This window comes from Xanthobacter sp. NM-59 (assembly GCF_021401125.1).
In the GTDB taxonomy this organism is placed as follows: Bacteria; Pseudomonadota; Alphaproteobacteria; order Rhizobiales; family Xanthobacteraceae; genus Xanthobacter.
Map to the genome: position 1 here is coordinate 1 of NZ_JACBFQ010000011.1, position 23,337 is coordinate 23,337.

22 protein-coding genes are annotated in these 23,337 nt (G+C 67.9%); 20 read left to right on the forward strand and 2 right to left on the reverse strand.

Annotation, left to right across the window (positions count from 1 at the left end):
* Window positions 1–202: 202 nt before the first annotated feature.
* The gene (locus L0966_RS17680; protein ID WP_234053296.1) at window positions 203–400 is read right to left on the reverse strand and encodes a DUF1674 domain-containing protein; all 198 of its coding nucleotides are present in this window, start codon (window positions 398–400) and stop codon (window positions 203–205) included.
* A gap of 131 nt (window positions 401–531) precedes the next feature.
* Here L0966_RS17680 and secB point away from each other — a divergent pair, with 131 nt between their 5' ends.
* The 15 genes from secB to L0966_RS17750 all read left to right on the forward strand — a co-directional run bounded on the left by secB (window position 532) and on the right by L0966_RS17750 (window position 13,713).
* Window positions 532–1,014: a protein-export chaperone SecB gene (gene secB, locus L0966_RS17685; protein ID WP_234053297.1), complete on the forward strand. Its 483-nt coding sequence runs from the start codon at window positions 532–534 to the stop codon at window positions 1,012–1,014.
* A gap of 166 nt (window positions 1,015–1,180) precedes the next feature.
* Window positions 1,181–2,773 (forward strand): HAMP domain-containing sensor histidine kinase, encoded by a 1,593-nt coding sequence (locus tag L0966_RS17690; RefSeq protein ID WP_234053298.1) that lies wholly within the window; start codon window positions 1,181–1,183, stop codon window positions 2,771–2,773.
* Entirely contained in the window at window positions 2,770–3,471 is a 702-nt protein-coding gene (locus tag L0966_RS17695) for a response regulator transcription factor (protein ID WP_234053299.1), read from the forward strand. Before L0966_RS17690 ends, L0966_RS17695 begins: the two co-directional genes overlap by 4 nt.
* A 254-nt stretch (window positions 3,472–3,725) precedes the next feature.
* Window positions 3,726–3,803, forward strand: coding sequence for a pyrroloquinoline quinone precursor peptide PqqA (gene pqqA / locus L0966_RS22580; RefSeq protein ID WP_370640776.1), 78 nt, complete (start codon window positions 3,726–3,728; stop codon window positions 3,801–3,803).
* Window positions 3,804–3,965: 162 nt separating this feature from the next.
* On the forward strand, window positions 3,966–4,865 hold the full coding sequence (gene pqqB / locus L0966_RS17700; protein WP_234053300.1) for a pyrroloquinoline quinone biosynthesis protein PqqB: 900 nt from the start codon (window positions 3,966–3,968) through the stop codon (window positions 4,863–4,865).
* Window positions 4,866–4,879: 14 nt separating this feature from the next.
* Window positions 4,880–5,653 carry a pyrroloquinoline-quinone synthase PqqC gene (gene pqqC / locus L0966_RS17705; protein ID WP_234053458.1) on the forward strand — a complete coding sequence of 258 codons (774 nt, stop codon included), beginning with the start codon at window positions 4,880–4,882 and terminating at the stop codon, window positions 5,651–5,653.
* Entirely contained in the window at window positions 5,650–5,925 is a 276-nt protein-coding gene (pqqD, locus tag L0966_RS17710; RefSeq protein ID WP_234053301.1) for a pyrroloquinoline quinone biosynthesis peptide chaperone PqqD, read from the forward strand. Before pqqC ends, pqqD begins: the two co-directional genes overlap by 4 nt.
* 29 nt (window positions 5,926–5,954) lie before the next feature.
* Window positions 5,955–7,106 carry a pyrroloquinoline quinone biosynthesis protein PqqE gene (gene pqqE / locus L0966_RS17715; RefSeq protein WP_370640777.1) on the forward strand — a complete coding sequence of 384 codons (1,152 nt, stop codon included), beginning with the start codon at window positions 5,955–5,957 and terminating at the stop codon, window positions 7,104–7,106.
* Entirely contained in the window at window positions 7,106–7,798 is a 693-nt protein-coding gene (locus L0966_RS17720; protein ID WP_234053303.1) for a hypothetical protein, read from the forward strand. The genes pqqE and L0966_RS17720 overlap by 1 nt, the downstream gene beginning before the upstream one ends.
* On the forward strand, window positions 7,779–8,126 hold the full coding sequence (locus L0966_RS17725) for a hypothetical protein (RefSeq protein WP_234053304.1): 348 nt from the start codon (window positions 7,779–7,781) through the stop codon (window positions 8,124–8,126). Before L0966_RS17720 ends, L0966_RS17725 begins: the two co-directional genes overlap by 20 nt.
* Window positions 8,127–8,492: 366 nt before the next feature.
* Window positions 8,493–9,800, forward strand: coding sequence for a formylmethanofuran dehydrogenase (locus tag L0966_RS17730; RefSeq protein WP_234053305.1), 1,308 nt, complete (start codon window positions 8,493–8,495; stop codon window positions 9,798–9,800).
* Window positions 9,797–11,464, forward strand: coding sequence for a formylmethanofuran dehydrogenase subunit A (locus tag L0966_RS17735; RefSeq protein ID WP_234053306.1), 1,668 nt, complete (start codon window positions 9,797–9,799; stop codon window positions 11,462–11,464). The genes L0966_RS17730 and L0966_RS17735 overlap by 4 nt, the downstream gene beginning before the upstream one ends.
* On the forward strand, window positions 11,461–12,396 hold the full coding sequence (gene fhcD / locus L0966_RS17740) for a formylmethanofuran--tetrahydromethanopterin N-formyltransferase (RefSeq protein ID WP_234053307.1): 936 nt from the start codon (window positions 11,461–11,463) through the stop codon (window positions 12,394–12,396). The genes L0966_RS17735 and fhcD overlap by 4 nt, the downstream gene beginning before the upstream one ends.
* A complete protein-coding gene (locus tag L0966_RS17745) occupies window positions 12,393–13,199 on the forward strand; it encodes a formylmethanofuran dehydrogenase subunit C (protein ID WP_234053308.1) in 807 nt (268 codons plus the stop codon). Before fhcD ends, L0966_RS17745 begins: the two co-directional genes overlap by 4 nt.
* A 58-nt stretch (window positions 13,200–13,257) precedes the next feature.
* Complete coding sequence (locus L0966_RS17750; RefSeq protein WP_234053309.1) at window positions 13,258–13,713, forward strand: cytochrome c family protein; 456 nt, start codon at window positions 13,258–13,260, stop codon at window positions 13,711–13,713.
* Between the two features lie 521 nt (window positions 13,714–14,234).
* Here L0966_RS17750 and argH read toward each other — a convergent pair.
* A complete protein-coding gene (argH, locus tag L0966_RS17755) occupies window positions 14,235–15,620 on the reverse strand; it encodes an argininosuccinate lyase (protein ID WP_234053310.1) in 1,386 nt (461 codons plus the stop codon).
* A gap of 15 nt (window positions 15,621–15,635) precedes the next feature.
* Between argH and L0966_RS17760 the strand changes: the two genes are divergently transcribed.
* The 5 genes from L0966_RS17760 to L0966_RS17780 all read left to right on the forward strand — a co-directional run bounded on the left by L0966_RS17760 (window position 15,636) and on the right by L0966_RS17780 (window position 23,329).
* Window positions 15,636–16,448, forward strand: coding sequence for a TlpA disulfide reductase family protein (locus tag L0966_RS17760; RefSeq protein WP_234053311.1), 813 nt, complete (start codon window positions 15,636–15,638; stop codon window positions 16,446–16,448).
* Between the two features lie 323 nt (window positions 16,449–16,771).
* The gene (gene wecB, locus L0966_RS17765) at window positions 16,772–17,971 is read left to right on the forward strand and encodes a non-hydrolyzing UDP-N-acetylglucosamine 2-epimerase (protein ID WP_234053312.1); all 1,200 of its coding nucleotides are present in this window, start codon (window positions 16,772–16,774) and stop codon (window positions 17,969–17,971) included.
* A gap of 64 nt (window positions 17,972–18,035) precedes the next feature.
* Window positions 18,036–20,189 (forward strand): cellulose biosynthesis cyclic di-GMP-binding regulatory protein BcsB, encoded by a 2,154-nt coding sequence (locus L0966_RS17770; RefSeq protein ID WP_234053313.1) that lies wholly within the window; start codon window positions 18,036–18,038, stop codon window positions 20,187–20,189.
* 19 nt (window positions 20,190–20,208) lie between these two features.
* Window positions 20,209–22,323: a glycosyl transferase family protein gene (locus tag L0966_RS17775; RefSeq protein ID WP_234053314.1), complete on the forward strand. Its 2,115-nt coding sequence runs from the start codon at window positions 20,209–20,211 to the stop codon at window positions 22,321–22,323.
* Window positions 22,324–22,471: 148 nt separating this feature from the next.
* Window positions 22,472–23,329 (forward strand): hypothetical protein, encoded by an 858-nt coding sequence (locus L0966_RS17780; RefSeq protein ID WP_234053315.1) that lies wholly within the window; start codon window positions 22,472–22,474, stop codon window positions 23,327–23,329.
* Window positions 23,330–23,337: the final 8 nt, after the last annotated feature.

The window sequence follows — 23,337 nt, forward strand, 5'->3', positions numbered from 1 at the left end:
CTCGAAACAACGAACACCCGGCAGGGGACGACCGCTTCCGGAAATTCTCGGATAGCGGTCGGCTGCCGCTTACCCTTGTTTCAGCGCCCGGCACCCCGCCGAGCCGGTTCACCGGATAGCGTCGCGGAGCCTACTCGACCCGCATGAAGCCAGCAAGACGCCGCGATGGGGGTGGGCGAGCTCTTTTTGTTCGCCTGCCGGATCAAAAATCACTGGCGATACCGCCCACTTCCCAGTCACCGTAGCGCACGGGCTCTGGCCCCTTGCGCCCGTTGATCTCCTTCGGCAGCTCCCTGCGTTCGGCGTCGGTGGCGGCGCGGCGGGTCTCGGCTTCCGCAAGGGCGCGCTTGGCCGCGTCGCTCAGGGGCTTGCGGGGCGCTTCAGGGGTCTCGTCGGCCATCGGTCTTCTCCTTGATCGGCGCTGCGCGCGGGTGCGGCGCCCTCAGCCTTGCACGGCGGCTGTAAAGCGTGGTAGCGGACCGCGCGCCTTCGGGCTCACTCTATCAAAGCCTTCAACATATGGAGATGCGCATGGCGACGCAGAATGGCGGCCCCACCCAGAACCCGGCGCCGTCGCTGAACGTGCTCGCGCAGTACACCAAGGATTTCTCGTTCGAGAATCCCAATGCGCCGCGCTCCCTCGCCGCTCCTCCGGCCCAGCCCGATGTGAACATCCAGATCCAGGTCAATGCCAAGCCCGGTGGCAATGGCGACTTCGAGGTGGAGCTCAAGATTGAGGGCGGTGCCAAGGTCGGTGCCGACACGCTGTTCGCGTTCGAGCTGAACTATGCCGGCGTGTTCCGTGTGCAGGGCATTCCCGAGCAGAGCCTGCAGCCGGTGGTGCTCATCGAGTGCCCGCGCATCCTCTTCCCGTTCGCCCGGCAGATCATCGCCGACGCGGTGCGCAATGGCGGCTTCCCGCCCCTGATGATCGACCCGGTGGACTTCGCCGCCCTCTATCAGCAGCGCATGCAGGCCGAGGCGCAGAAGCTCTCGACCTCCGGTCAGGCCTGAGTCCAAGCCTGAGCCTTGCCACGCGCTGTGCCCGGGCGGCTTGACGTCGGCGGGCACTGCTTCCACGCTGTCGTTCTGGGCCGGCGCCCGGAACGGCGCGTGACGCCGTTTCAAAGGCGCGGCCGTCGTGGAGCCGCGCCTTCGTTTCATGCCGCGCCGACGTTTCATGGGGTCCATCCGCTTCAAGCTCGGAGCGCTCATCGCCGCCGTCGCGACCTTCGCGGTTCTGGCGGCGGCCGGCGTCGTGCTGGCCGTGGGCGCCACCGACCAGGCGCTTGAAGCCGCCATCGCCGCCCAGAGGCGGCTCGATCTGCTCACCGAGGCATCCGCCCGCCTGTCCGAGTTCGGCATCACCGCCGTGGCCGATGCCAGCCACCCCACGGCCGACCGCGACCGCGTGTCGAGTGCCCGTGACCGGGTGGTCTCGGTGTTGGATACCGTGGCCTCCGAATCGCCCGAGGACCTGTCCGCGGCAGAGGTGACGACCCAGGGGCGGGCCCGGCTCATGGCCCATCTGAAGGCGGATTTCGCGGTGCTCGACCGGCAGATCGGCCTCGCCCTCTCCCATCGTGATCCGGTGCGGCGTTCCGATGCCGTGCGCGGTGCCCTCAACGCCTTCGCCGCCTCCGCCGGCCCTCTGCTCTCGGTGCTGGTGGAAAGCGAGCGCCGGGGGGTGGTGAATGCCCGCGAGGAGGCGCGCGCTCTGTCCACGCGCCTGCGCCTAGGCGCCATCGGCCTCTCGGTGCTGGTGCTGGCGGCGGCATTGATGCTGCATCGCACCCTGGCCCGCCCCCTGCTCGACCGGCTGCGGCAGATCGACAAGGCGGCGGGCGCGATCGGCTCCGGCGTGCTGGACACGCGCCTCGCCATCGGCTCGCGGGACGAGCTGGGCCTGCTGATGGCGAAGTTCAACCGCATGGCCGAGCGGCTGGCGCGCCGCGCCCGCAAGGTGGCGGACGACCGGGCGGTGCTGGAGCGCACCATTGCGGAGCGCACCGCCGACCTCACCGCCGCCAATGCTCGCCTTGCCGCCATCGATGCCTCGCGGCGGCGTTTCTTCACCGATGTGAGCCATGAGCTGCGCACGCCGCTGACGGTCATCATCGGGGAATGCGACGTAACCCAGCGAGCGGCCTCGATTCCCGAGGATCTCACCCGCAGCGTGCTGGCCACCATCCGCAAGCGCGCGGCGCGGCTGCACCGGCGGGTGGAGGACCTGCTGCGGGTGGCGCGCTCCGAAAGCGGCGAGATCGAGCTGGTGTTCCAGGATGTGCCGCTGCGCCCGCTGCTGGAAGAGGCCGCCCTCAGCTTCGAGGTGCCGGCCCGCCGCCAGCGGGTGCAGCTGGCCCTGGAGGCGGAGGAGCCGGGTCCCCTGGTGCATGCGGATCGCGAATGGCTGCGCCAGGTGGTGGAAGGGCTCATGGACAATGCGCTCCGCCACGGCGCGCCCCTGACCCGCATCACCGTGCGCCAGAGCCGTGAGGCGGACGGCGTGCGCATCGTGGTGGAGGATGATGGGCGCGGCGTCGCCCCGGAGCAGCGGGCCGGGCTGTTCGAGCGGTTCGCGCGCGGATCCAGTGAGCATTCCGGCTTCGGCATCGGCCTTGCTCTTGCGGAATGGGTGGTGAGGCAGCACGGTGGGCGCATCACTTTGGAAGACAATATCGGCGGGGGCGGTTCGCGCGCGGGTCTGCGCGCCGTGATCATGCTGCCGCTGCCCGACGCGGAACGCCGCGCGGGCGAAGAGGAGACGCCATGAACATCCTGGTGGTGGAGGACGACAGCGATATCGGTGCCATGCTGAGCCGAGGGCTCAACGCCGAGGGCTTCGACGTGGAGGTGGCCACCAGCGCCGAGGCCGCGCTGGGAGCCGCCCGAGCCTGCAATCCCTGCGCGGTGGTGCTGGATATCATGCTGCCGGATGGCTCGGGCATTGATGTGTGCCGGGCCCTGCGTCAGGCCGGGCATTCAGGCCCCATCCTGTTCCTGAGCGCCAAGGACGAGGTGGCCGACCGGGCCGAGGGCCTGGGCGCGGGCGCGGACGACTACATCGTGAAGCCGTTCGAGTTTGACGAGCTGGTGGCGCGGCTGCGCGCCCACCTCATGCACCGTCTCGGCGGCGCGCAGGACAAGCGCCTCAATGCCGGCCGCCTGGTGCTGGACCTGTCCACCCGCCAGGTTCTGTTCGGCGAGATCCATGTGCGTCTCACCGAGCGGGAGGCCGACCTTCTGGGATTGCTGATGGCGACCCCGAACCGGCCGGTGGCGCGCGGCGACATCTTCGATCGCCTGTGGGCGAGCCAAGGCGGCGCTTCCCTCAATGTGGTGGACGTCTATGTGGGCTATCTGCGGAACAAGCTGGCGCCGGTGAGCCGGGCCGGCGGGCCCCAGGTGGCCACCGTGCGCGGCCGCGGCTTCATGCTGGATCTCGCCGGAACGGGCACCGGCCCGCATTGATCCCCCGGTGCGTCTGCTGCGGCCTTGTTGCCCGAATGGTGCGGTTTCGGCTGAATTGTGCAGTGCCGCAAAAGCTGTTTCACGGCTGTGGTGCGCTTTTTTCCCGAACGTCAGGCGAAAAATCCACTTGCGTGGCGGACGAGGCGTGCCAATATTTGGTCTGACTGTAGTGTATCTGCATTACAGTTTGGTTCTTATGATTTTCTTATGAAAATCTGGAACTCAATACGAACTCAGCATGAGGAGGAATTGAGATGCGTTGGCAGAAGCCTCAGGTGTGCGAAGTCTGCGTTGGCATGGAAGTCACTGCCTATCTGCCGGCCGACTTCTGAAGCCGGGTGCCGGCTCCATGTGAGAGCCGGGCTCGGGAGGTCCGCGCGGCGTCGGGGCGTGTCGTTCCCGGCGCTGATCGAAGATCTCGATCTGGTCTGATCCCCGCGCGGGCTTGCATCCGGGAACGGGCGGGCAGCGCAGCAAGGGCGACACCCTTCATCATGCAAGCCATCGTTCTCGGCTCTGCGGCCGGCGGCGGTGTTCCCCAGTGGAACTGCCGCTGCCCCGTCTGCAGCCTTGCCTGGGCGGGTGATCCGAGGGTCGCTCCTCGCACCCAATCGTCATTGGCCGTGTCCGGAGACGGCGTCCATTGGCTGTTGCTGAACGCATCCCCGGACCTGAGGGCGCAGATCGCGGCCACCCGGGCGCTGCATCCGCGGCTGGGCGAGCGGCATTCGCCCATTTCCGCCGTGGTGGTCACCAATGGCGATGTGGATCACATCGCCGGCCTGCTCACTTTACGTGAATCGCAGCCCTTCACCCTGTTCGGCACGGTGGAAACGCTCGCCATGGTGAGCGGCAACCCGGTGTTCTCGGTGGTCAACGAGGCGTTCGTGCCCCGCAATACTGTGGTGCTGGGCGAGCCGTTCTCGCCTTTGCCCGAGTTGACGCTGGAACTGTTTGCGGTGCCTGGCAAGGTGCCCCTGTGGCAGGAGGATGAGCGGCTCGTCATCGGCGCCGAAACCGGCGGCACGGTGGGGGTCACCATTACATCCGGCGACAAGCGGCTGGTCTATATTCCGGGCTGTGCCGCCATCACCGACACGGTGCGCGAGCGCATCGCTGGAGCAGACCTCGTCCTGTTCGACGGCACGCTTTACCGCGACGACGAAATGATTTCCGCCGGTACCGGCGTCAAGACGGGTGCGCGCATGGGCCACCTCTCCATGTCCGGCGCTGACGGCACCATTGCCCTGCTGGCGGACGTCCCCGCCGCGCGGCGGGTGTTCATCCACATCAACAACACCAATCCGGCGCTGATCGAGGATTCTCCCGAGCGCCAGGCGGTGGAGGCGGCGGGCTGGCTCGTCGCCCGCGATGGAATGGAGTTCGCGCTGTGACCGTGCATCTCGACATCAATCGCGAGCCGCTGCCCGCACCCAGTGATGCCCCCTATACGCCCGAGGGGCTGGAAGCGGCCCTGCGCGCGGTGGGCGCGCGGCGCTATCACAATCTGCACCCCTTCCATAAGCTCCTGCATTCCGGCCAGCTCAATCAGGATCAGGTGCGGGCCTGGGCGCTGAACCGCTATTGCTACCAGTCCGCCATTCCGCGCAAGGATGCGGCCCTGATGAGCCGCTGCGAGGATCGCGAGCTGCGCCGCGAATGGCTGCACCGCATCACCGACCATGACGGCTATGGCGAGGATCTGGGCGGCATCGAGCGCTGGCTGGTGCTGACCGATGGGCTCGGTCTCGACCGTGATTATGTGATCTCCAAGGACGGCGCGCTGCCGGCAACCAAGTTCGCGGTGGAAGCCTACGTGCGCTTCGTGGCCGACCACGGGTTGCTGGAGGCGGTCGCCTCCTCGCTCACCGAGCTGTTCGCGCCGGGCATCCATGCCGAGCGTATTTCGGGCATGCTGGAGCATTACGACTTCATCAACGAGAAGGTTGTCGCCTATTTCCGCCGCCGGCTGGACCAGGCGCCCAAGGATGCGGACTTCGCCCTGGAATATGTGAAGGCCAATGCCCGCACGGTGGAGCAGCAGAAGGCCGTCATCCGCGCCTTGACCTTCAAGACTGAAGTCTTGTGGTCTCAGCTCGATGCCCTTTACTTCGCTTACGTGGAGCCGGGCTGGCCGGCGCCGGGCGCGTGGGTTCCCGGCGTGGGGCTCGCCGGCGCATGATCGCCGCCGAGACCGATGTGCCCCGCCTGCCGCGCGGGGTGAAGCTGAAATATGACGCGGTGCGCGAGCGCCATGTGCTGCTCGCCCCCGAACGGGCCTTCGACATTGATGCCATCGCGGCCGCCGTCCTGGCGCTGGTGGATGGCCAGCGCACCTGCGCCGAGATCGTGGATGCGCTCGCCCTGCAATATGACGAAAAGCGGGAGGTGATCGCCGGCGACGTGCTCGCCATGATCGGCGATCTCATCACCCGCCGGGTGATCGAGCGATGACCGACAGCAGCCAGAACGCGTCCGTGGACGTGGTCGAGCCACAGGGCAAGCCGCGAGAGAAGCCCGCCGTGGGCCATCCCATCGGCCTTTTGGCGGAATTGACCCATCGCTGCCCGCTGCGCTGCCCCTATTGCTCCAACCCCCTGGAGCTGGAGCGCCGCGACGCGGAGCTGGACACCGCCACCTGGAAACGGGTGCTGAGCGAGGCGGCTGCCCTGGGCGTGCTGCACATCCACCTGTCCGGCGGCGAGCCCACGGCCCGCCCCGACCTCGTGGAACTCACCCGCCATTGCGCGGAAGAGGGGCTCTACACCAATCTCATCACCTCTGGCATCGGCCGCGCGCCGGGCATGATCGATGCGCTGTTCGATGCCGGCCTCGACCATGTGCAGCTCTCCGTGCAGGGCGCGACCGCCGAGACCGGCGACCGCATCGGCGGCTATAAGGGCGGCCATGAAGCCAAGCTCGCCTTCGCCCACAAGGTGGTGGAGCTGGGCCTGCCGCTGACGCTCAATGCAGTGATCCATCGCGGCAACATCCACGAGGTGGAAGCCATCATCGCGCTGGCCGTGGAGCTGAAGGCGAAGCGGCTGGAGGTGGCGCACACTCAATATTACGGCTGGGCCTATGCCAACCGGGCGGCGTTGATGCCGGCCCGGCCCGATGTGGATCGCTCCATCGCTCTGGTGGAAGAGGCGCGCCGGCGGCTGGAAGGCGTGCTCGTCATCGACATGGTGATCCCCGATTACTATGCGCGCTATCCCAAGCCCTGCACCGGCGGCTGGGGCCGCAAGACGCTGAACGTGACGCCCACCGGCAAGGTGCTGCCCTGCCACGCGGCAGAGAGCATTCCGGGGCTGGAATTCTGGAATGTGCGCGAGCACGCTCTGGGCGACATCTGGCGCTCCAATCCCGCCTTCAACGCCTATCGCGGCACCGACTGGATGCCCGAGCCCTGCCGCAGCTGCGAGCGGCGGGAGATGGATTTCGGCGGCTGCCGCTGCCAGGCCATGGCGCTCCTGGGGGATGCTTCCGCAACCGACCCGGCCTGTTCCAAGTCGCCTTTCCACGCGCGCATGGAGGCCCTCGCCACGGCGGAGGCCGGCGGGGCGGCGCCCGATTACATCTATCGCACCATCGGCGGCGCGCCTGAGCCGCGCGAGGCGGAGACCCATCTGTGATGACCCCATCCTTCCGGCCGCTTGCCCTTGCGGCCCTACTTGCCTGTGCGCTGACACTGCCCGCCCGGGCGCAAGAGGCCGCCGCCACGCCGGCCGCCGCCACGCTGCTGTTCGATACGCCGCAGCTGGAGGCGGCCCAGCCCGGGAGTACCCTGGTCTATCGCTACAGCCGCAAGGTCGCCGATCCGGAGCTGGGGCCGTCTTATGACGACACTATCAAGATCAAGGTGGAGGCGGCGGGCGCGAGCGCGCCCAAGGACGCCCGCTCGCTGACGGTGGATCTCTTCGGCCCGGAGAGGCACCGCGCGGCCGGGCCGTTCGAGGATGTGACCGGCAACCCGGTGATGATTCTCTTCCTTGAAAATCATCTGGCCGATCTGTCGGCGAAGCTCCTGGGCAATCCGCGCTACTTCAAGAACGGCATTCGCGCGGCCCTGCGCGACAAGGCGGAGGTGACGCCGGCCGACTTCACGGTGGGCGGGCGCGCCTATAAGGGCTGGCGGGTGAAGGTGGCCCCCTTCGTCGCCGACCCCAATGCCAAGAAAATGCGCGGTCTCGAAACGCTCAGCTACGAATTCGACGTGGCCCCCGATCTGCCGGGTGAGATCGTGCGCATCGCGATCACCGCCGATGCCAAAGGCGGCGGCCGCTTGTGGGAGGAGGCTCTGACCTATGATCCGCAAGGTTCTTGAGGGTGCGGTGCTGGCGCTGGCCCTGGCCGGCCCGGCCCACGCCGCGGAGGTGAACGACTATCCCACCGATGCGCGCGTCGATTATGTGATCGGCTGCATGGGCGCCAATGGCGAGACGCGGGAGGCGATGACGCGGTGCTCCTGCTCCGTAGATACCCTGGCGTCCATCCTGCCCTATGACCGCTATGTGGAAGCGGAAACCATCCTTTCCATGCGCCAGGGCGTGGGGCGGGCGGCCACCGTGTTCCGGAATGTGAAAATGTACGATGACATTGTCGCCGACCTGCGCCGCGCCCAGGCGGAAGCCGAGGTGCGGTGCTTCAAGTGATGGCGGGCCTCGCGAGCCTCACTCGCGGGCCTTGCCGCTTCTGCGGCGCACAACAAGTGCTCGCGGGTGCGGCATAGGTGATGGGTTTTCAAGCCGCGATCGCCTGTGTTAGCTTCCGCTCCCAAGAACAGACGCATGGCGCACGGGGCCATTCCTTTAAAGGAACAGAACCTCGAAGCGCACTGCAACGACAAGCGGGCAACCGCCGCGGCGTCTTGATCGGGTCCTCTTCTCCCATCCAAGGCAGTGCCATGGCCGATGATTGCCCCGCTGTTTTCACAGCACCCCTTCGCCAAGAGCCTCCGCATGGAGCCAGTGCCGCCGCGTGCTGCCCGGCCTCCCTCGCGCTGTTCGCACGGTGACATCATGACAAGTGACGACGTGACCCGCGACGGCGCGGAGCGCATCGTGACGGACGTGGTCTGCGCATTCTGCGGGCTCGGCTGTGACGATCTGGAAGTGGCTGTCCGCGGGCGATCCATTCGCCCCGTGAAAGCCTGTGCCGAGGCCGGCCGCCTCCTGGCCCGTACCGATGCCGCGCCGCCTGCGCCCCGCATCCAGGGGCGCGAGGCGAGCCTTGCCGAAGCGGCGGAGGCTGCCGCGCAGCTGCTCAAGGCGAGCCAGGCGACCGCCATCACCGGCCTTGGTACCGATCTGGACGGCCTGCGCGGCCTGTTCGATCTCGCCGTGACCGCCGGTGCCAGCTTCGACCATGCCGCGTCCGAGGGGCTGTTCGCCAATCTGGAGCGCCTGTCGCGCCGCGGCTGGATCAGCTCGACCCTCGCCGAGGTGCGCAACCACTGCGACCTGATGGTGGTGTTCGGCGCCGATCCCGATCTCAGCTATCACCGCTTCTTCGACCGCGCCGCTCCGGCCGGCGGCGAGGCCGGGGCCGCGCCGCTGTTCGTGGAGGGCGCGCGCCGGGTGGCCATCGTCGGCGACATTCTGTCGGATGCCACCCGCCGGACCCTGGCGCGGCATGAGGTCACGGAAGTCGTGGTGCCCCCGGCCGAGGTGGCGCTGGCCGCCCGCGGGCTGGCGGCCCTCGTCGCCGGCCGGGATGTCGCCGGCATTCCCGCCCTTGAAGGGGCGGTGGGGGAGGGGCTGAAGGCCCTGGCCGAGGCGCTGAAGGCTGCCCGCTATTCGGTTTTCGTGTGGAACGCGGCAACGCTGAGCCCGCGCGACACCGCCAGTGTGGCGGAATCCGCCGCCGCCATGGTGGATGCGCTGAGCGTGACCACCCGTTCCGTGGTGTTTCCCCTGGGCGGACGCGACAACATCACCGGCGCCCATCAGATGGCGCTGTGGCGCTTCGGCTATCCGCTTCGCACCGTCGTGGGGGGCGGGGTTTCGCGCCATGTGCCGGAGCTTTATTCCACCGCCGCGGCGCTTGAGGATGCGGATCTGGTGCTGCACGCCTCGAGCTTCCGGCCCGATGCGCCGCCGGAGTTCGGGCGCGGTCCGGTGATCGCCCTCGCCCATCCCGACACGGTGTTCGCCCGCGAGCCCGATGTGTTCATCCCGGTTGGCACGCCCGGCGTGGACCATGGCGGCCAGGTGTTCCGCATGGATTCCGTGGTGTGCCTGCCGCTGGAGGCGCTGCGCGCGGCGGAGCTGCCGAGCCTTGCTGACGCGGCCTCGGCCATTCTCGAAAGCCTCAGGAGGGCGGCATGACCACGCGCATTACCGGCGGGCGGGTGTTCGACCCCGCCAACGGCGTCGTGGACGTCATCCGCGACATCGTCATCGAGGACGGCCGCATCGTGGCCGCGGAAGGCCCGACCAAGTCCAGCGACGACGTCATCAATGCGTCCGGCTGCGTGGTGCTGGCGGGCGGCATCGATCTCCACTCCCACATTGCCGGCGGCAAGGTGAATCTCGGCCGCCTGCTGATGAACGAGGACCGGGCGAAGTTTCCCGAGCCGTTCGGTGGCGTCATGTGCGGCTGTGGCGGCGGCCGGGTGGCACCCACCACCCATGCCACTGGCTGCCGCTATTCGGAAATGGGCTACACCGCCGCGTTTGAGCCGGCGATGGTGGGGGCCAATGCCCGCCACGCCCATCTGGAGATGGCGGACATTCCCAACCTCGACACCGGCGGCTTCCTGGTGCTGGGCAATGACGACTTCCTGCTCCGCATGATCGCGCAGGGCGAAGGCCAGCAGGCGGTGAACGATTATGTGGCCTGGATGCTCAAGGCCACTCAGTGCTGCGCTATCAAGATCGTCAATCCGGGCGGCATCAACGCCTTCAAGTTCAACGGCCGGATGCTCGATTTCGACGAGGAGGGGCCCCATTACGGCCTCACCCCGCGCCGCATCCTCAACACCCTGCAGCGGGCGGTGACGGAACTGGGCGTGCCCCATCCCATCCATCTGCACGGCTGTAATCTGGGTGTGCCGGGCAATGTGAAGACCACGCTCGCCACCATCGGCGCCACCGAGGGCTGGCCGCTCCACCTCACCCACATCCAGTTCCATTCATATGGCACGGAGGGCGACCGCAAATTCTCCTCCGGCGCGGTGGAGATCGCGGAGGCGGTGAACGCCAACCCGCACATCTCCATCGATGTGGGCCAGATCATGTTCGGCCAGACGGTGACCGTCTCGGGCGATCTGATGTCCCAGTACCGCAACCACGGCATCGCCGATCCCAAGAAGTGGATCGGCATGGATATCGAGATGGATGCCGGCTGCGGCGTGGTGCCGTTCGCCTATCGCGACACCTCGTTCGTGAACGCGCTGCAATGGGCCATCGGGTTGGAGCTGTTCCTGCTGGTGGAGGACCCCTGGCGGGTCTACCTCACCACCGACCATCCCAATGGTGGGCCGTTCACCTCCTATCCCCACCTGATCCGGCTCCTGATGGACAAGCCGTTCCGTGATGCGCAGCTGGAGCGCATCCACAAGGCGGCCCGCTCCCACACGCGCCTGGCCGAAATTTCCCGCGAATACACGCTGGAAGAGATCGCCATCATGACCCGCGCGGCTCCCGCCCGCACCCTGGGCCTGAAGGATCGCGGCCATCTCGGCGCCGGCGCCCGCGCCGACGTGGTGCTCTACCGGGAGGACAACGACCGCGAGGCGATGTTCGCCACCCCGCGCCTGGTGCTGAAGGATGGCGACATCGTGGTCCGCGACGGTGCCGTTGTGGCGCTCAAGAAGGGTCGCACCTTCGCCGTTCATCCCCCGTCCGATCCGCTGATGGACAAGCGCCTGGAGCGCTGGTTCGACGAGGCGGTGGGCATGAAGTCCAAGCACTACCAGATCGCCGACCACGAGATTCGCGGCGGCGAGGGCCCCGAGGTGGTGGAAAGCACGCCGGAGACCTCACGATGATCCTCAACGGCGTCGAAATCCGCGAAAGCTTCGCGGAAGCCTTCCCCATGGCGGGCACCCGCCTCATCATCACCGCCGACACGCCGCGTTGGGCGCGCACGGCCGCTGCCAGCATGACCGGGTTCGCCACTTCGGTCATCGGCTGCGGCTGCGAGGCCGCCATCGAGCGCGAGCTGGCCCCTAGCGAGACCCCTGACGGGCGGCCGGGCGTGAGCGTTCTCATCTTCGCCATGTCCTTGAAGGACCTGAAGAAGGTGGTGCCGCTCCGGGTCGGCCAATGCGTGCTCACCTCGCCCACCTCCGCCTGCTATGCGGGGCTGGAGGGCGGGCCGGCCATCCCGCTCGGCCGCGCCCTGCGCTATTTTGCGGACGGGCACCAGATGGCCAAGAAGATCGGCGACCAGCGCATCTGGCGCGTGCCGGTGATGGAGGGCGAGTTCGTCTGCGACGAAATCTCCGGCTCCGTCACCTCCGCGGTGGGCGGCGGCAATTTCCTGATCCTGGCCCGCAGCCGTGCAGCGGCGCTGGCCGCGGCCGAGGCGGCGGTGGACGCCATGGGGCAGGTGGAAGGCGCGGTGATGCCCTTCCCCGGCGGCGTGGTGCGCTCGGGCTCGAAGGTGGGCTCCAAATATGCGGGCCTCATTGCCTCCACCAACGATGCCTATTGCCCGACCCTGCGCGGGGTGGTGCCCTCCGCCCTGCCGCCGGAGGTCGGGAGCGTCATGGAGATCGTCATTGACGGCCTCGGCGAGAAGGAAGTGGCCGACAGCATGCGTGCCGGCATCGCCGCCGTGTGCGAGCTGGGCGCCGATGCGGGGGTGGTGGCCATTGATGCCGGCAATTACGGCGGCAATCTTGGGCCTTTCCATTTCAAGCTCCGCGAGCTGATGACGAGCGCGGGCGGCACGGCCAGCTCGGGGGATTTGGCATGACCGGCTATCGTCTGAAGCTTACGGCCCCCTTGGAGGCGCGGCTTGATTTCTCGGGCGTCACGCCGGCGGCGCTGGCGGGTCTCGGCCTGGATGGCGTGGCGCGCAAGGAGGTGCTGCTCGGCACCCGGCGGGTGTTGCTCGGCGACCTGTTCGAGGTGAGCGAAGCCGCCTCGGAAGCCCTGGTGGTCAGCGGCGATCCGCGTCTCGACTTCGTGGCGGCGGACCTTGCTGATGGCGAGATCCTCGTTGAAGGCCCGGTGGGCGTGCTCGCTGGCGCGCGCATGTCCGGTGGCCGGCTGGTGGTGCGGGGCGATGCGGGCGAGAGCCTGGCCGCCGGCCTCACGGGCGGGCGAATCGAGGTTTCGGGCGCGGCCGGCGCGCGGCTGGGCTGTGCCTTGCCGGGCGAGCGGCTCGGCATGCGCGGGGGCATGGTTTCGGTGGCCGGTGATGTCGGGGCGGGCCTCGGCGAACGGCTGCGCGGTGGGCTCGTGCTTGTGGGTGGAAATGCCGGAGCGGGCGCCGCCAACGACCTCATCGCGGGCACCATCGCTGTGGCCGGCCGGCTGGGGCCGGACGCCGGGCGTGGCATGCGCCGCGGCACGCTGATTTTGGCCCAGACGCCGGAGCCGCCGGCTCCGGGATTCGTGGATACCGGAAGCCACGATCTGGTGGCGCTGCTGCTTCTGGCGCGGCGCGTGCCGGCCCTGGCGGACCTGTTCGGCGGCGGCCTTTCCGGCCGCGCGCAACGGCTCGCGGGCAATCGCCTGGTGGGCGGTGAGGGGGAAATCCTGCTGCTGCAGTGAGCGGCGGCGCACACACAATACGAGCCGGCGGAAAAGCCGGCCCAAAGGAGGAAGCCTGATGAGAGTTCTGGTTGCGAGTACCCTGGCCCTGCTCGCCCTCACCGGTGCGGCCGCGGCCGAAGAGGCGCCGGCCGCCGCGGCCAAGACCGAGGTGGCGTCCGCCGCTCCGGTCGCGGTGGCGGGTGACCCGGAGAAGGGTGCGGTCGTTTTCAAGAAGTGCATGGCCTGCCACGCCATCGGCCCGGGCGCCAAGACCAAGGTCGGCCCGCCGCTGAACGGCATCGTGGGTGCCCACTGGGCCCATTTCGCCGGCTATCCCTATTCGGAAGAGATCAAGGAAGGCGCCACCGCTGGCAAGGTGTGGGAACCCGCCCTGCTCGAGGAATGGGTGACCAACCCGAAGACCCTCGCGCCGAAGACCAAGATGGCCTTCGCCGGTGTCAAGAGCGCCGAAGAGCGCGCGAACCTGATCGCCTTCCTCGCCCAATACAATGCGGAAGGCGAGAAGAAGTAGGGTCTGACGCTCCCGCGCGCGCATGGATTCTGCCTGGAGCGGGGTTTCCGGGTGGAGCGATATGGGCGGGCGCCGTCTGCTTCGCGATGAGAAGCGGCGGCGTCGCGGCCGAAGGGAGCCTGCCTGCCGGCGCGCTCCTGCTGCTGCCGGCGGCCTTTGCCGGGCGTTGGGGCGCTCGCCTTTGTCATGAAAACAGGCAGATGCCCTGGATCATCGAAGCTCTGCGTGTTCTTCACGCAAACCGGTGTCCGCCTTGCCTGAAACCGCTCCGGCCGCGCGCGGCTGCCGGGCGGCGTGCTGAAAGCGCGGATCCCTGCGCTGCGGCCTTATGGCTCAAAGATGCGCACCGGGTGAAATGCCCACGCGGCACGGGGGTGTCGCGTGAAAAACTCAGGCGGCGAAATCTTCATTTCGCCGCCCTTTCTTTGTCTCCGTGCGGCTCGGCCGAGGCGGCATGTGTTTCATGTGAAACACATTCTTAACCACGCCTCTTCACCGGGCGATGCCGCCACCGGCGCGGCTCATTCCCCGTTGAGCAGCTTCAGCCAGCGCTCAGCCTGGGTGCGCACCTGGCTGGGAGCCGTGCCGCCGTAGCTGACGCGGCTGTTCACCGAGCATTCAACCGACAGCACCGAATAGACGTCGTCATTGATGCGCGCGTCGACCGCCTTCATGTCGGCCAGCGGCACGTCTTCGAGGGCCAGCCCCTTCTCGGCGGCGATGCCGACGATGCGCCCGGTGATGTGGTGCGCCTCGCGGAAAGGGATATTGAGGGCGCGCACCAGCCAGTCGGCAAGATCCGTGGCGGTGGAATAACCCTGGCCGGCGGCCGCCTTCATGCGCTCGGCATCGGGCGTGAGGTCACGCACCATGCCGGCGCTGGCGGCGACGACGAGGGAGAGGGCGGAGAGGGCGTCGAAGGCGCCTTCCTTGTCTTCCTGCATGTCCTTGGCATAGGCCAAAGGCAGGCCCTTCATGACCACCAGGATGCCGGTGAGCGCGCCGATGATGCGCCCCGCCTTGGCGCGCACCAGCTCGGCGGCGTCGGGATTGCGCTTCTGCGGCATGATGGACGAGCCGGTGGTGAACGCGTCGGAGAGCTTCACCAGGCCGAAGGACGGCGACGTCCAGATCACCACCTCTTCCGCAAAGCGCGAGAGGTGCACGGCGCAGATGGAGGCGGCCGAAAGGGTCTCCATCACGAAGTCGCGGTCGGAGACGGCGTCCAGCGAGTTGGCGGTCGGCCGGGCGAAGCCGAGGGCGGAGGCGGTGGCCTCCCGGTCGATGGGGAAGGAGGTGCCGGCCAGCGCCGCCGAGCCCAGCGGGCACTCGTTGAGGCGGGCGCGGGCATCCTTCAGGCGCGAGCGATCGCGCGCCGTCATCTCCACATAGGCCATGAGATGGTGGCCGAAGGTGACGGGCTGGGCGGTCTGCAGATGGGTGAAGCCGGGCATCACCGTCGCCGCATTGGCGAGCGCCTTTTCGGCCAGCGCCTTCTGCAAATCGGCGAGCTGGGCGTCGAGGGCGTCGACGGTGTCGCGCACATAGAGGCGGAAGTCGGTGGCCACCTGATCATTGCGCGAGCGGGCGGTGTGGAGCCGCCCGGCGGAAGCGCCGATCAGCTCGGCGAGGCGAGATTCCACATTCATGTGGATGTCCTCGAGCTCGCGGCGGAAGGTGAAGGAGCCCGCTTCGATCTCTGACAGGATCGTGTCTAGACCGTCCTGGATCTTCTGCGCATCTTCGGCCGCGATGATGCCCTGGGCGGCCAGCATGGCCGCATGGGCCTTGGAGCCGGCGATGTCCTGCGCGTAAAGACGTTGATCGAAGCCGATGGAGGCGTTGATCTCCTCCATGATGGCGTCGGGAGCGGAGGTGAACCGCCCGCCCCACATCTTGTTGCTCATGACGGACCTCCGGTGATGACCAATTCCGAACAGCCGCGCCCGCAGACCGATCCCAAGCACCGGGCCGGGGCATGGGACGATTTGGAAGGCGGCGAACGCCGCGGCAAGCGGCACGTGTCTTTGAACCCCACCATTGCCCAGGTGGCCCTGGGCGTGGTGATCGGCGCCACCATCGGCGCGCTCGCCGTATACGGGATGAACCGCCTTTCCGGCAATGTTTCGCAGCACGAAACGACAACGGCATCTTCCGCCCCTGGGGTTGCCCCGGTGGCCTCAGGCGGTGACGGCGCGTGCGCGGCCTCCGTGGCCAGGGCGAAGGCTCTGGAGCCGTTCGCCAAGGGGGACATTGCCGCGCTCAAGCTCGCCACGGCACCCAAGGCCTTGCCCAACCTATCGTTTCAGGATGCCGCCGGAAAGCCGGTGACGCTCGCCGATTTCAAGGGGCGTGTGCTGCTGGTCAATCTGTGGGCCACCTGGTGCGTGCCCTGCCGCAAGGAAATGCCGGAGCTGGATCACCTGGAAGGCGCCCTTGGCGGGCCAGACTTCCAGGTGGTGGCCATCAATCTCGATACGCGCGACCCCGATAAGCCGGCCGCCTTTCTGAAAGAGATCGGGGTTTCGCACCTGACCAATTTCGCCGATCCCAAGGGGCAGAGCTTCCAGGCGCTGCGCGCGGTGGGCCGTGGCTTCGGCCTGCCCACCACCTTGCTGGTGGACCGGGAGGGCTGCGAGCTGGGCTTTCTGGCGGGGCCCGCGGCCTGGGGCGGCGCGGATGCTCAGGCCCTTGTGAAGGCCGCCATCGGCGCCGGAGCGGCACCCCACGGCTAAGCTGCCTTCTTGTTTTCGAAGTTGTGAAGGTGTGCGCCACCTCCCGCGGGAATGGCGGCGCGGCCGCGCGCCGTAAACCTTTGATAAGCCTTAATTTGCCGTTAGGGAAATACCTACGCTCGCTTTAAGGCTTCGGCAGAACCGCTCGTGTCAAGGTGAGAGACCGGCCGCCATAATGGTAATCCGGTATAGTGCGATATTAGCCATAGATTCAGGCTTTGCTTGCGTCACGGGGCTTTTAGCGACACACAAGAAGGTGGGTATCTAGGTCTTGACATCCCGGTGTCTGGTTCCTGGCCCCCTCGAATCAGCGGTGCGGTCCTTTGAAGATTCTGTCCATTTTCGGCACGCGGCCCGAAGCGATCAAGATGGCCCCGCTGGTGCAGGCGCTGGCGTGCGAAGCGGGCCTGACCTCGCTTGTCTGCGTGACCGGCCAGCATCGGGAGATGCTGGACCAGGTGCTGCGCCTGTTCGACATCCGTCCCGATTTCGATCTGAAGCTGATGGCGCAGAATCAGGGGCTGAACGCTCTGGCCTCGGCCGCGCTGGCCGCCCTCGATCCCGTCCTTGATGAGGTGAAGCCCGATCGCGTGCTGGTGCACGGCGACACCACCACCGCCATGGCCGCCAGTCTCGCCGCCTTCCACCGCCGCATTCCGGTGGGCCATGTGGAAGCGGGCCTGCGCACCTATCACCTCGACCAGCCCTTTCCCGAGGAGATGAACCGCCGCGTGGTGGATGTGGTGAGCGACCTTCTGTTCGCGCCCACCGGCCGTTCGCGCGCCAATCTGGAGAATGAGCGGCTGGAGGGCGAGATTCTCGTCACCGGTAACACTGTCATCGACGCGCTCCAGGCGACCCAGGCGCGCATTGCGGCGGATCCCGCCCTCGCGGCCGAGCTCGACGCGCCGCTCGCCATGCTCGACCCCGGCAAGCGCATCATCCTCGTCACCGGCCATCGCCGGGAGAATTTCGGCGACGGTTTCCAGAATATCTGCCGGGCGCTGGCGGACCTTTCCACCCGATCCGACGTGGAGATCGTCTATCCCGTCCACCTCAATCCCAATGTGCGCGGCCCGGTGCACGAGTCCCTCGCGGGCCGGCCCAACGTGCACCTGGTGGCCCCCCTCGACTATCTGCCGTTCCAGCGCCTGATGCAGCGCGCCCACCTGGTGCTGACCGATTCCGGCGGTGTGCAGGAGGAGGCGCCGGCGCTCGGCAAGCCGGTGCTGGTCATGCGCGACGTCACCGAGCGTCCGGAGGCCGTGGAGGCCGGCACGGTGCAGCTCGTGGGCACGCGCCGGAACGCCATCGTGGATGCGGTGGCCGCCCTGCTCGACGACGCTGGCGCCTATGCGCGCTTCGCCAACCGCATCAACCCCTACGGCGACGGCAAGGCCTGTCGCCGCATCGCGGACCGCATCTGCGGGCGATCCGTCACGGAGTTTTCGCCCGAGATTTCGTCGCTGTCGCAAAGCCCCCGGGCCGAGCGTCCGCATTCAACCGCCATCGTGAGAGATTGACATGACACCTCATCCCGCACGTCGCGCGGCTTGCGCAATTCCGGCCGGCTTGGTCGCCCTGACCTTGCTCACGACATCGGCCTTTGCACAATCCGCAGATCCCTTAGCCTCTGCCCTTCAGGAGCGCATCCAGGACCGTCTCATCACCCGCGAGGTGACGCTGACGGAGCTGGGCGTGGATGCTCCCGTCGTGTTCCAGGGGATGGATGCGCGGCGCGATCTCTACATCCCGGTGCCGGCGGGCGTTCCGCTCAGCAATCCCCATTTCATGGTGAATGCCGACTATCTGCGTGGCGACGGGGGTCGTACCACGATGGTGGTGTCGGTGGACGGCAATCCGTTGTTCTCCCGCCAGCTGGAAGGTGAGAACGGCAGCGTCAACACCACCATCGACGTGCCCGGGACGCCGCGTCCCACCGGCTTCATGCGCTTCGGCGTCGCCTGGTCGTCGGTGGTCAGCCAGGATTTGTGCGCGGACGAGCGGGCTATCGGCAACGTGCTGAAGCTGATGCCCACCAGCCGCTTCATCTATTCCTATGACGCGAGCCACGTGCGCGACCTGTCCACGGCCTGGAGCGCCATGCCCGGCACCGGATCGGTGCTGGTGGCGGGTGGCACCCTGGCCAAGGAGAGCTTCGATACAGCCTGGCGGCTCGGCCTCGCGGTGGAGACCGCCGGCAAGCGCATCAAGGTGAAGACCCTGCCCAATCTGGGCGACGAGGTGGACGTGTCCGGCCTCGACGTGCCGGATTCCCTGCGGGTGGTGGCTCCGTTCTCCAATTTCGTGGGTGCCAACACCTATCGCATCCGCGACCTTGCGGAAGTGGGCGCGCTGCTGCTGCTGCCGTCCTCGCCCCTCGGCGCGGACATCGTGGTGGCCGATCCCACTTTGCTCAGCCAGGTGCGCAGCGCCCTCGAGGCCCTCGCGGCCCGGCTGGGTGGCCCCAACATGGCGCTGTTCAACGAATGGCGCAGCAAGGCGGCGAGCCTCGGCGGCGCGGTGGTGGCCAATGACGAGCTGAGCCTGCAGACCCTCGCCGGCCGTCCGGTGATCGCGGTCGGCCCCAGCGCCGGCCCCAAGGCGGCGCAGCTGTTCGACAGCTTCTGGCGCGGCTCCATCTCCGCCGGCACCGTCACCGTGCGCTCGGTGGACGCCCAGCCGACCCCGCGCGATTCCATTCCGCTCTCGACCTTCGGCAATGCCGCCGGCAATCTCGACGTGCTGGCCCGTGGCGACTGGACGGTGAATTTCGACCTTGCCTCGGCCACCGCAGGCGCCTCGCTGCCGAGCCGCCTGAACCTGGACGTGGCGGCCGCGCCCGGCGCTTCCACCACCGATCCGGTGGTGGCCGTGTTCCTCAACGACGTCCTGCTCGCGGCCAAGCGCCTCGACGCCAACGGCCGTCCCGAGCACCTCTCGGCGGCGATTCCGACCTATGCGCTCGGGGCCACCAACGCCCTGCGCGTGACCTTCCAGCGCCAGCCGGTTTCCGACCGTTGCCGCGAGACGCCCCAGGCGTTCCCGGTGCAGGTGCTGCCCTCGTCCAATCTCGAGCTCGGCGGTTCCGTCTCCGGCGCCGACTTCCTGGGCGTGATCTCGGCCATGTCCGGCGGCGGCCGCGTGGTGGTGCCGGATAATTATCTGTCTACCGCCAGCTCCAGCGTGGTGCGCGTGGTGCGCGCCGCGGCGGCGGCGGGCGTGCCGGCCGGCACCTCCAGCACCCTGGAAGTCAGCCCCACCGGCGTGCCGTTCCGCGTCACCGGCTCCTTCCTCGCCCTCGACGTGCCCGCCCAGGGCGCCGACCTGAAGGCGAAGGTGGAAGGCGACCGCGTGATCGTCGGCAGCAATGAGAGCGCCCGCATCCTTGACATCACCGGCCTCAAGAACGTGGCCCTGGTGCAGGCCGTGCGCGCCGAAGGCAGCCGTGGCATCCTGTGGCAGTCCATCGGCCCGACGCCCATGACGCCCCGCAAGGCGGTGCGCCTGTCGCGCGGCGACGTGGCCATCGTGGGCGTGGACGGCACCCTCATCGAGCTGTCCGCTTCGGGCGCCGAGGCCGGCACCGTGCGCGTCACCGAGACCGAGGGCGCCGTGGCCACCCTGCAGCGCCTGTGGCAGAATTCCGCACAATGGGGTCTGCCCCTTGGCGTGGGCGCTGCCGCGCTGTTCTTCCTGCTGCTGATGCGCGCGTCCTACGTGCGTCGCCGGGGCAACTGAGCATCGGGGGATTGCCGCGATGTCTCTCTACTGGCCCTACCTGCTCGCCGACTTCATCCTCCTCGTGGAGTATGCGTCGGCGGTGGTGGCGGTCCTGATCCTGCTCTCCTCCATCGACGACCTGTTCGTCGATGCGTGGTACTGGACGCGGCGGGTGTACCGGCGGTTCGCCATCGAGCCGTTCATTCGCCCGCTGTCGGCCCAGGCTCTGTATCAGAAGGACGAGCAGCCGCTCGCCATCATGATCCCGGCCTGGCAGGAATCGGACGTGATCGCCGCCATGATCGAGAATCTGGTGAGCACTCTCGATTACCGGCGCTACATGATCTTCGTTGGGACCTATCCCAACGATCCCGCCACCATCTCGGAAGTGGAGCGCATGCGCCGGCGCTACAAGCAGCTGGTGCGGGTGGAGCTGCGCAATGCCGGCCCCACCAACAAGGCGGACTGCCTGAACACGGTGGTGCGCGCCATCTTCCAGCACGAGCAGATGAGCGGCACCGAGTTCGCCGGCTTCATCCTGCATGACAGCGAGGACGTGCTGCATCCCCTGGAGCTGCGCTTCTTCAACTATCTCCTGCCGCGCAAGGACCTGATCCAGGTGCCGGTGGTGTCGCTGGAACGCCACTGGTCGGAAATGGTGGCCGGCATCTACATGGACGAGTTCGCCGAATGGCACGCCAAGGACCTCGTGGTCCGCGAGAGCGTGGCGGGCGAAGTGCCGTCGGCGGGCGTGGGCACCTGCTTTTCCCGCCGGGCGGTGCTGCATCTGCGGTCCCACGACGAGGGCGAGGTGTTCAACACCGCGAGCCTCACCGAGGACTATGACATCAGCGCGCGCCTGAAAGAGGCGCACATGCAGGCCATCATCGCCCGGTTCCCTGTGGAATACCGGGTGAGGCGCGAGACCTTCTTCGGCTTCGGCCACGATAAGGAGATCCGCCTCTCGATGCCCCTGTGCGTACGCGAGTTCTTTCCGGACACCTTCCGCACTTCCTACCGGCAGAAGGCCCGATGGGCGCTGGGCATCGCGTTTCAGGGCTGGCAGCACCGCGGCTGGCAGGGCTCCCTTGCGTCCAAATACTTCCTGATGCGCGATCGCAAGGGCATCATCACGTCCATCGTGACGGTGATCGCCTATGTTCTGGCGGTGATGTTCCTGCTGATCTATTTCGGCGGCGAACTCGGCATCATCCCGGAACGCTATCCCTCCATCTTCGCGACCGAAGGCTGGCTGCTGATGGTGCTGGCGGCCAATGCGGTGGCGTTCGCATTGCGCCTGATCCAGCGCTTCCACTTCGTCTCGGCCATTTACGGCTGGGAGCAGGGGCTGATGTCCATCCCCCGCGTGGTGATGGGCAATTTCGTGAACTTCGCGGCCACCTTGAGGGCCTGGAAGCTGTTCCTGGGGCACATCTTCCTCGGTCGGCGCATCGTCTGGGACAAGACCATGCACGACTTCCCGGAGAACGATGCCTTCGCCCACCGCCGCCAGCGGCTGGGCGAGCTGCTGATGGTGTGGCAGGCGGTGCTCCCCGAGCACCTGGAAGAGGCGCTGGCGCTGCAGAAGGGCCAACAGCAGCCCCTCGGCCGCATCCTGGTCTCCAAGGGCTGGCTGGACGACGAGACGCTGGCGGAAGCCATCGCCTACCAGTCCAACATGCCGCGGACCCATGTCACCGAAGACATGGTCCGGGAGTTCCACGATCTGCTGCCGGTGGACCTGATGGTGCGCTACCGGGTGATCCCGGTGGGGCGGGACGAGGCCGGCCGCCTGGTGGTGGCGGTGTCCTCGCCCCTTACCGACAAGGCCCTGGAGGACGTGCGCGTCGCCATCGGCGACCTGCCGGTGCAGCGTGTCGCCCGCGAGAGCGAGATCAATGACGGCCTGCGCCTCGTGCGTGGCACCGGCCGGGGCTTCGAGGGGGCACAGTCGCCGCCTCTGCTCGGCGATCTCCTGCTCGAGAAGGGGCTCATGCAGCGCGAAGCGTTCGAGGCGGCCATGGAGCACTATCGCCCCGACGTGGACGGCCGCATCGGCGAGTACCTCGTGCGTTGCGGAATCGTGACGCCCGAGGCGCTGGCGGAGACCATGAAGGAGCAGCAGCGCCGCCTGATGCTGGTTCCGGCCTGACATCGCGGCCCCGGGCGGGCCGTTACGAGAGCAAACAGCGGCGGCCGGCCTCCGGTCGCCGCTTTCGTGTGAACGGGCGGCCGGCTCTGGTGAGGGGGTGCCCGCGCGCCGGACCCGGCGACCGCGAGCGGGGAGGGAGAGGGGGGCGATGATCAATCGACGTACCGCATTGATCGTGGGGGCGGGCGCCGTCGGTGCGCTCGGCCTGCTGGGCATCGATCGCGTGCTGCGAGAGCGGGAAGCGGCCCCGGAAGCGCTCATCGACGGCATCGTCTGGCAGCTCCATGCCGGCTCCCTCGATCCCTATGGGGAGTGGGAACGGCTGGGCGCGCGCTCCCTGCTGCTGCAATGGATCGTGTTGAACGGCGTCGCCTTCGTTCCCGGCCTCGGCATCGAGACCATCGCCGATCCGCCCAACTGGACGCGCATTTCCCGGGAGCCCTGGGCGCGCTCCATCATCGTCGGGCTGGCGAGCCTCGCCAATGAGCCGGAGGCGCGGCGCAACGTGGCCGCGCTGGTGGACCTGTCCGCCCGGGTGGCGGAAAAGCCGCTGCCGTTCCGCGCGTCCGGCTACTATTTCCCGGTGGAGGCGGACCCCACCTGGGCCGATGCACCCAAGATGGGGGCGCTGCTCTCCGCCTTGCCGCGTCCGCTGTGGGTAAGCGCCTACGACAACAGCAATATCGGCGCGGCGCCGTTCGCGGACTGGATCGACAGCTGGCTGCCCAAGGATGTGGGCCTGTTCTTCCAGGACGGGGTGGGGCTCTACATGCGCACGCCCCAATCCGCCCGCCAATATGGGGAAGCGCTCATCGCCAAGCTCGGTGTGGAGCGCTTCCGCATGATCCTGGAGGCCTTCCGCCCCGCCGGCGGCGACAAGATGCGCCCCGCCACGCTGGAAGAGATCCGCCCGCAGATCGAGGCCTATCGCGGGCTCGACACTTTCGTGTTCGAGGCGCCGACCTATCTCGACCGCAAGCTCGTCAACGCGCTGACGCGACGCTGAGCCCCCTC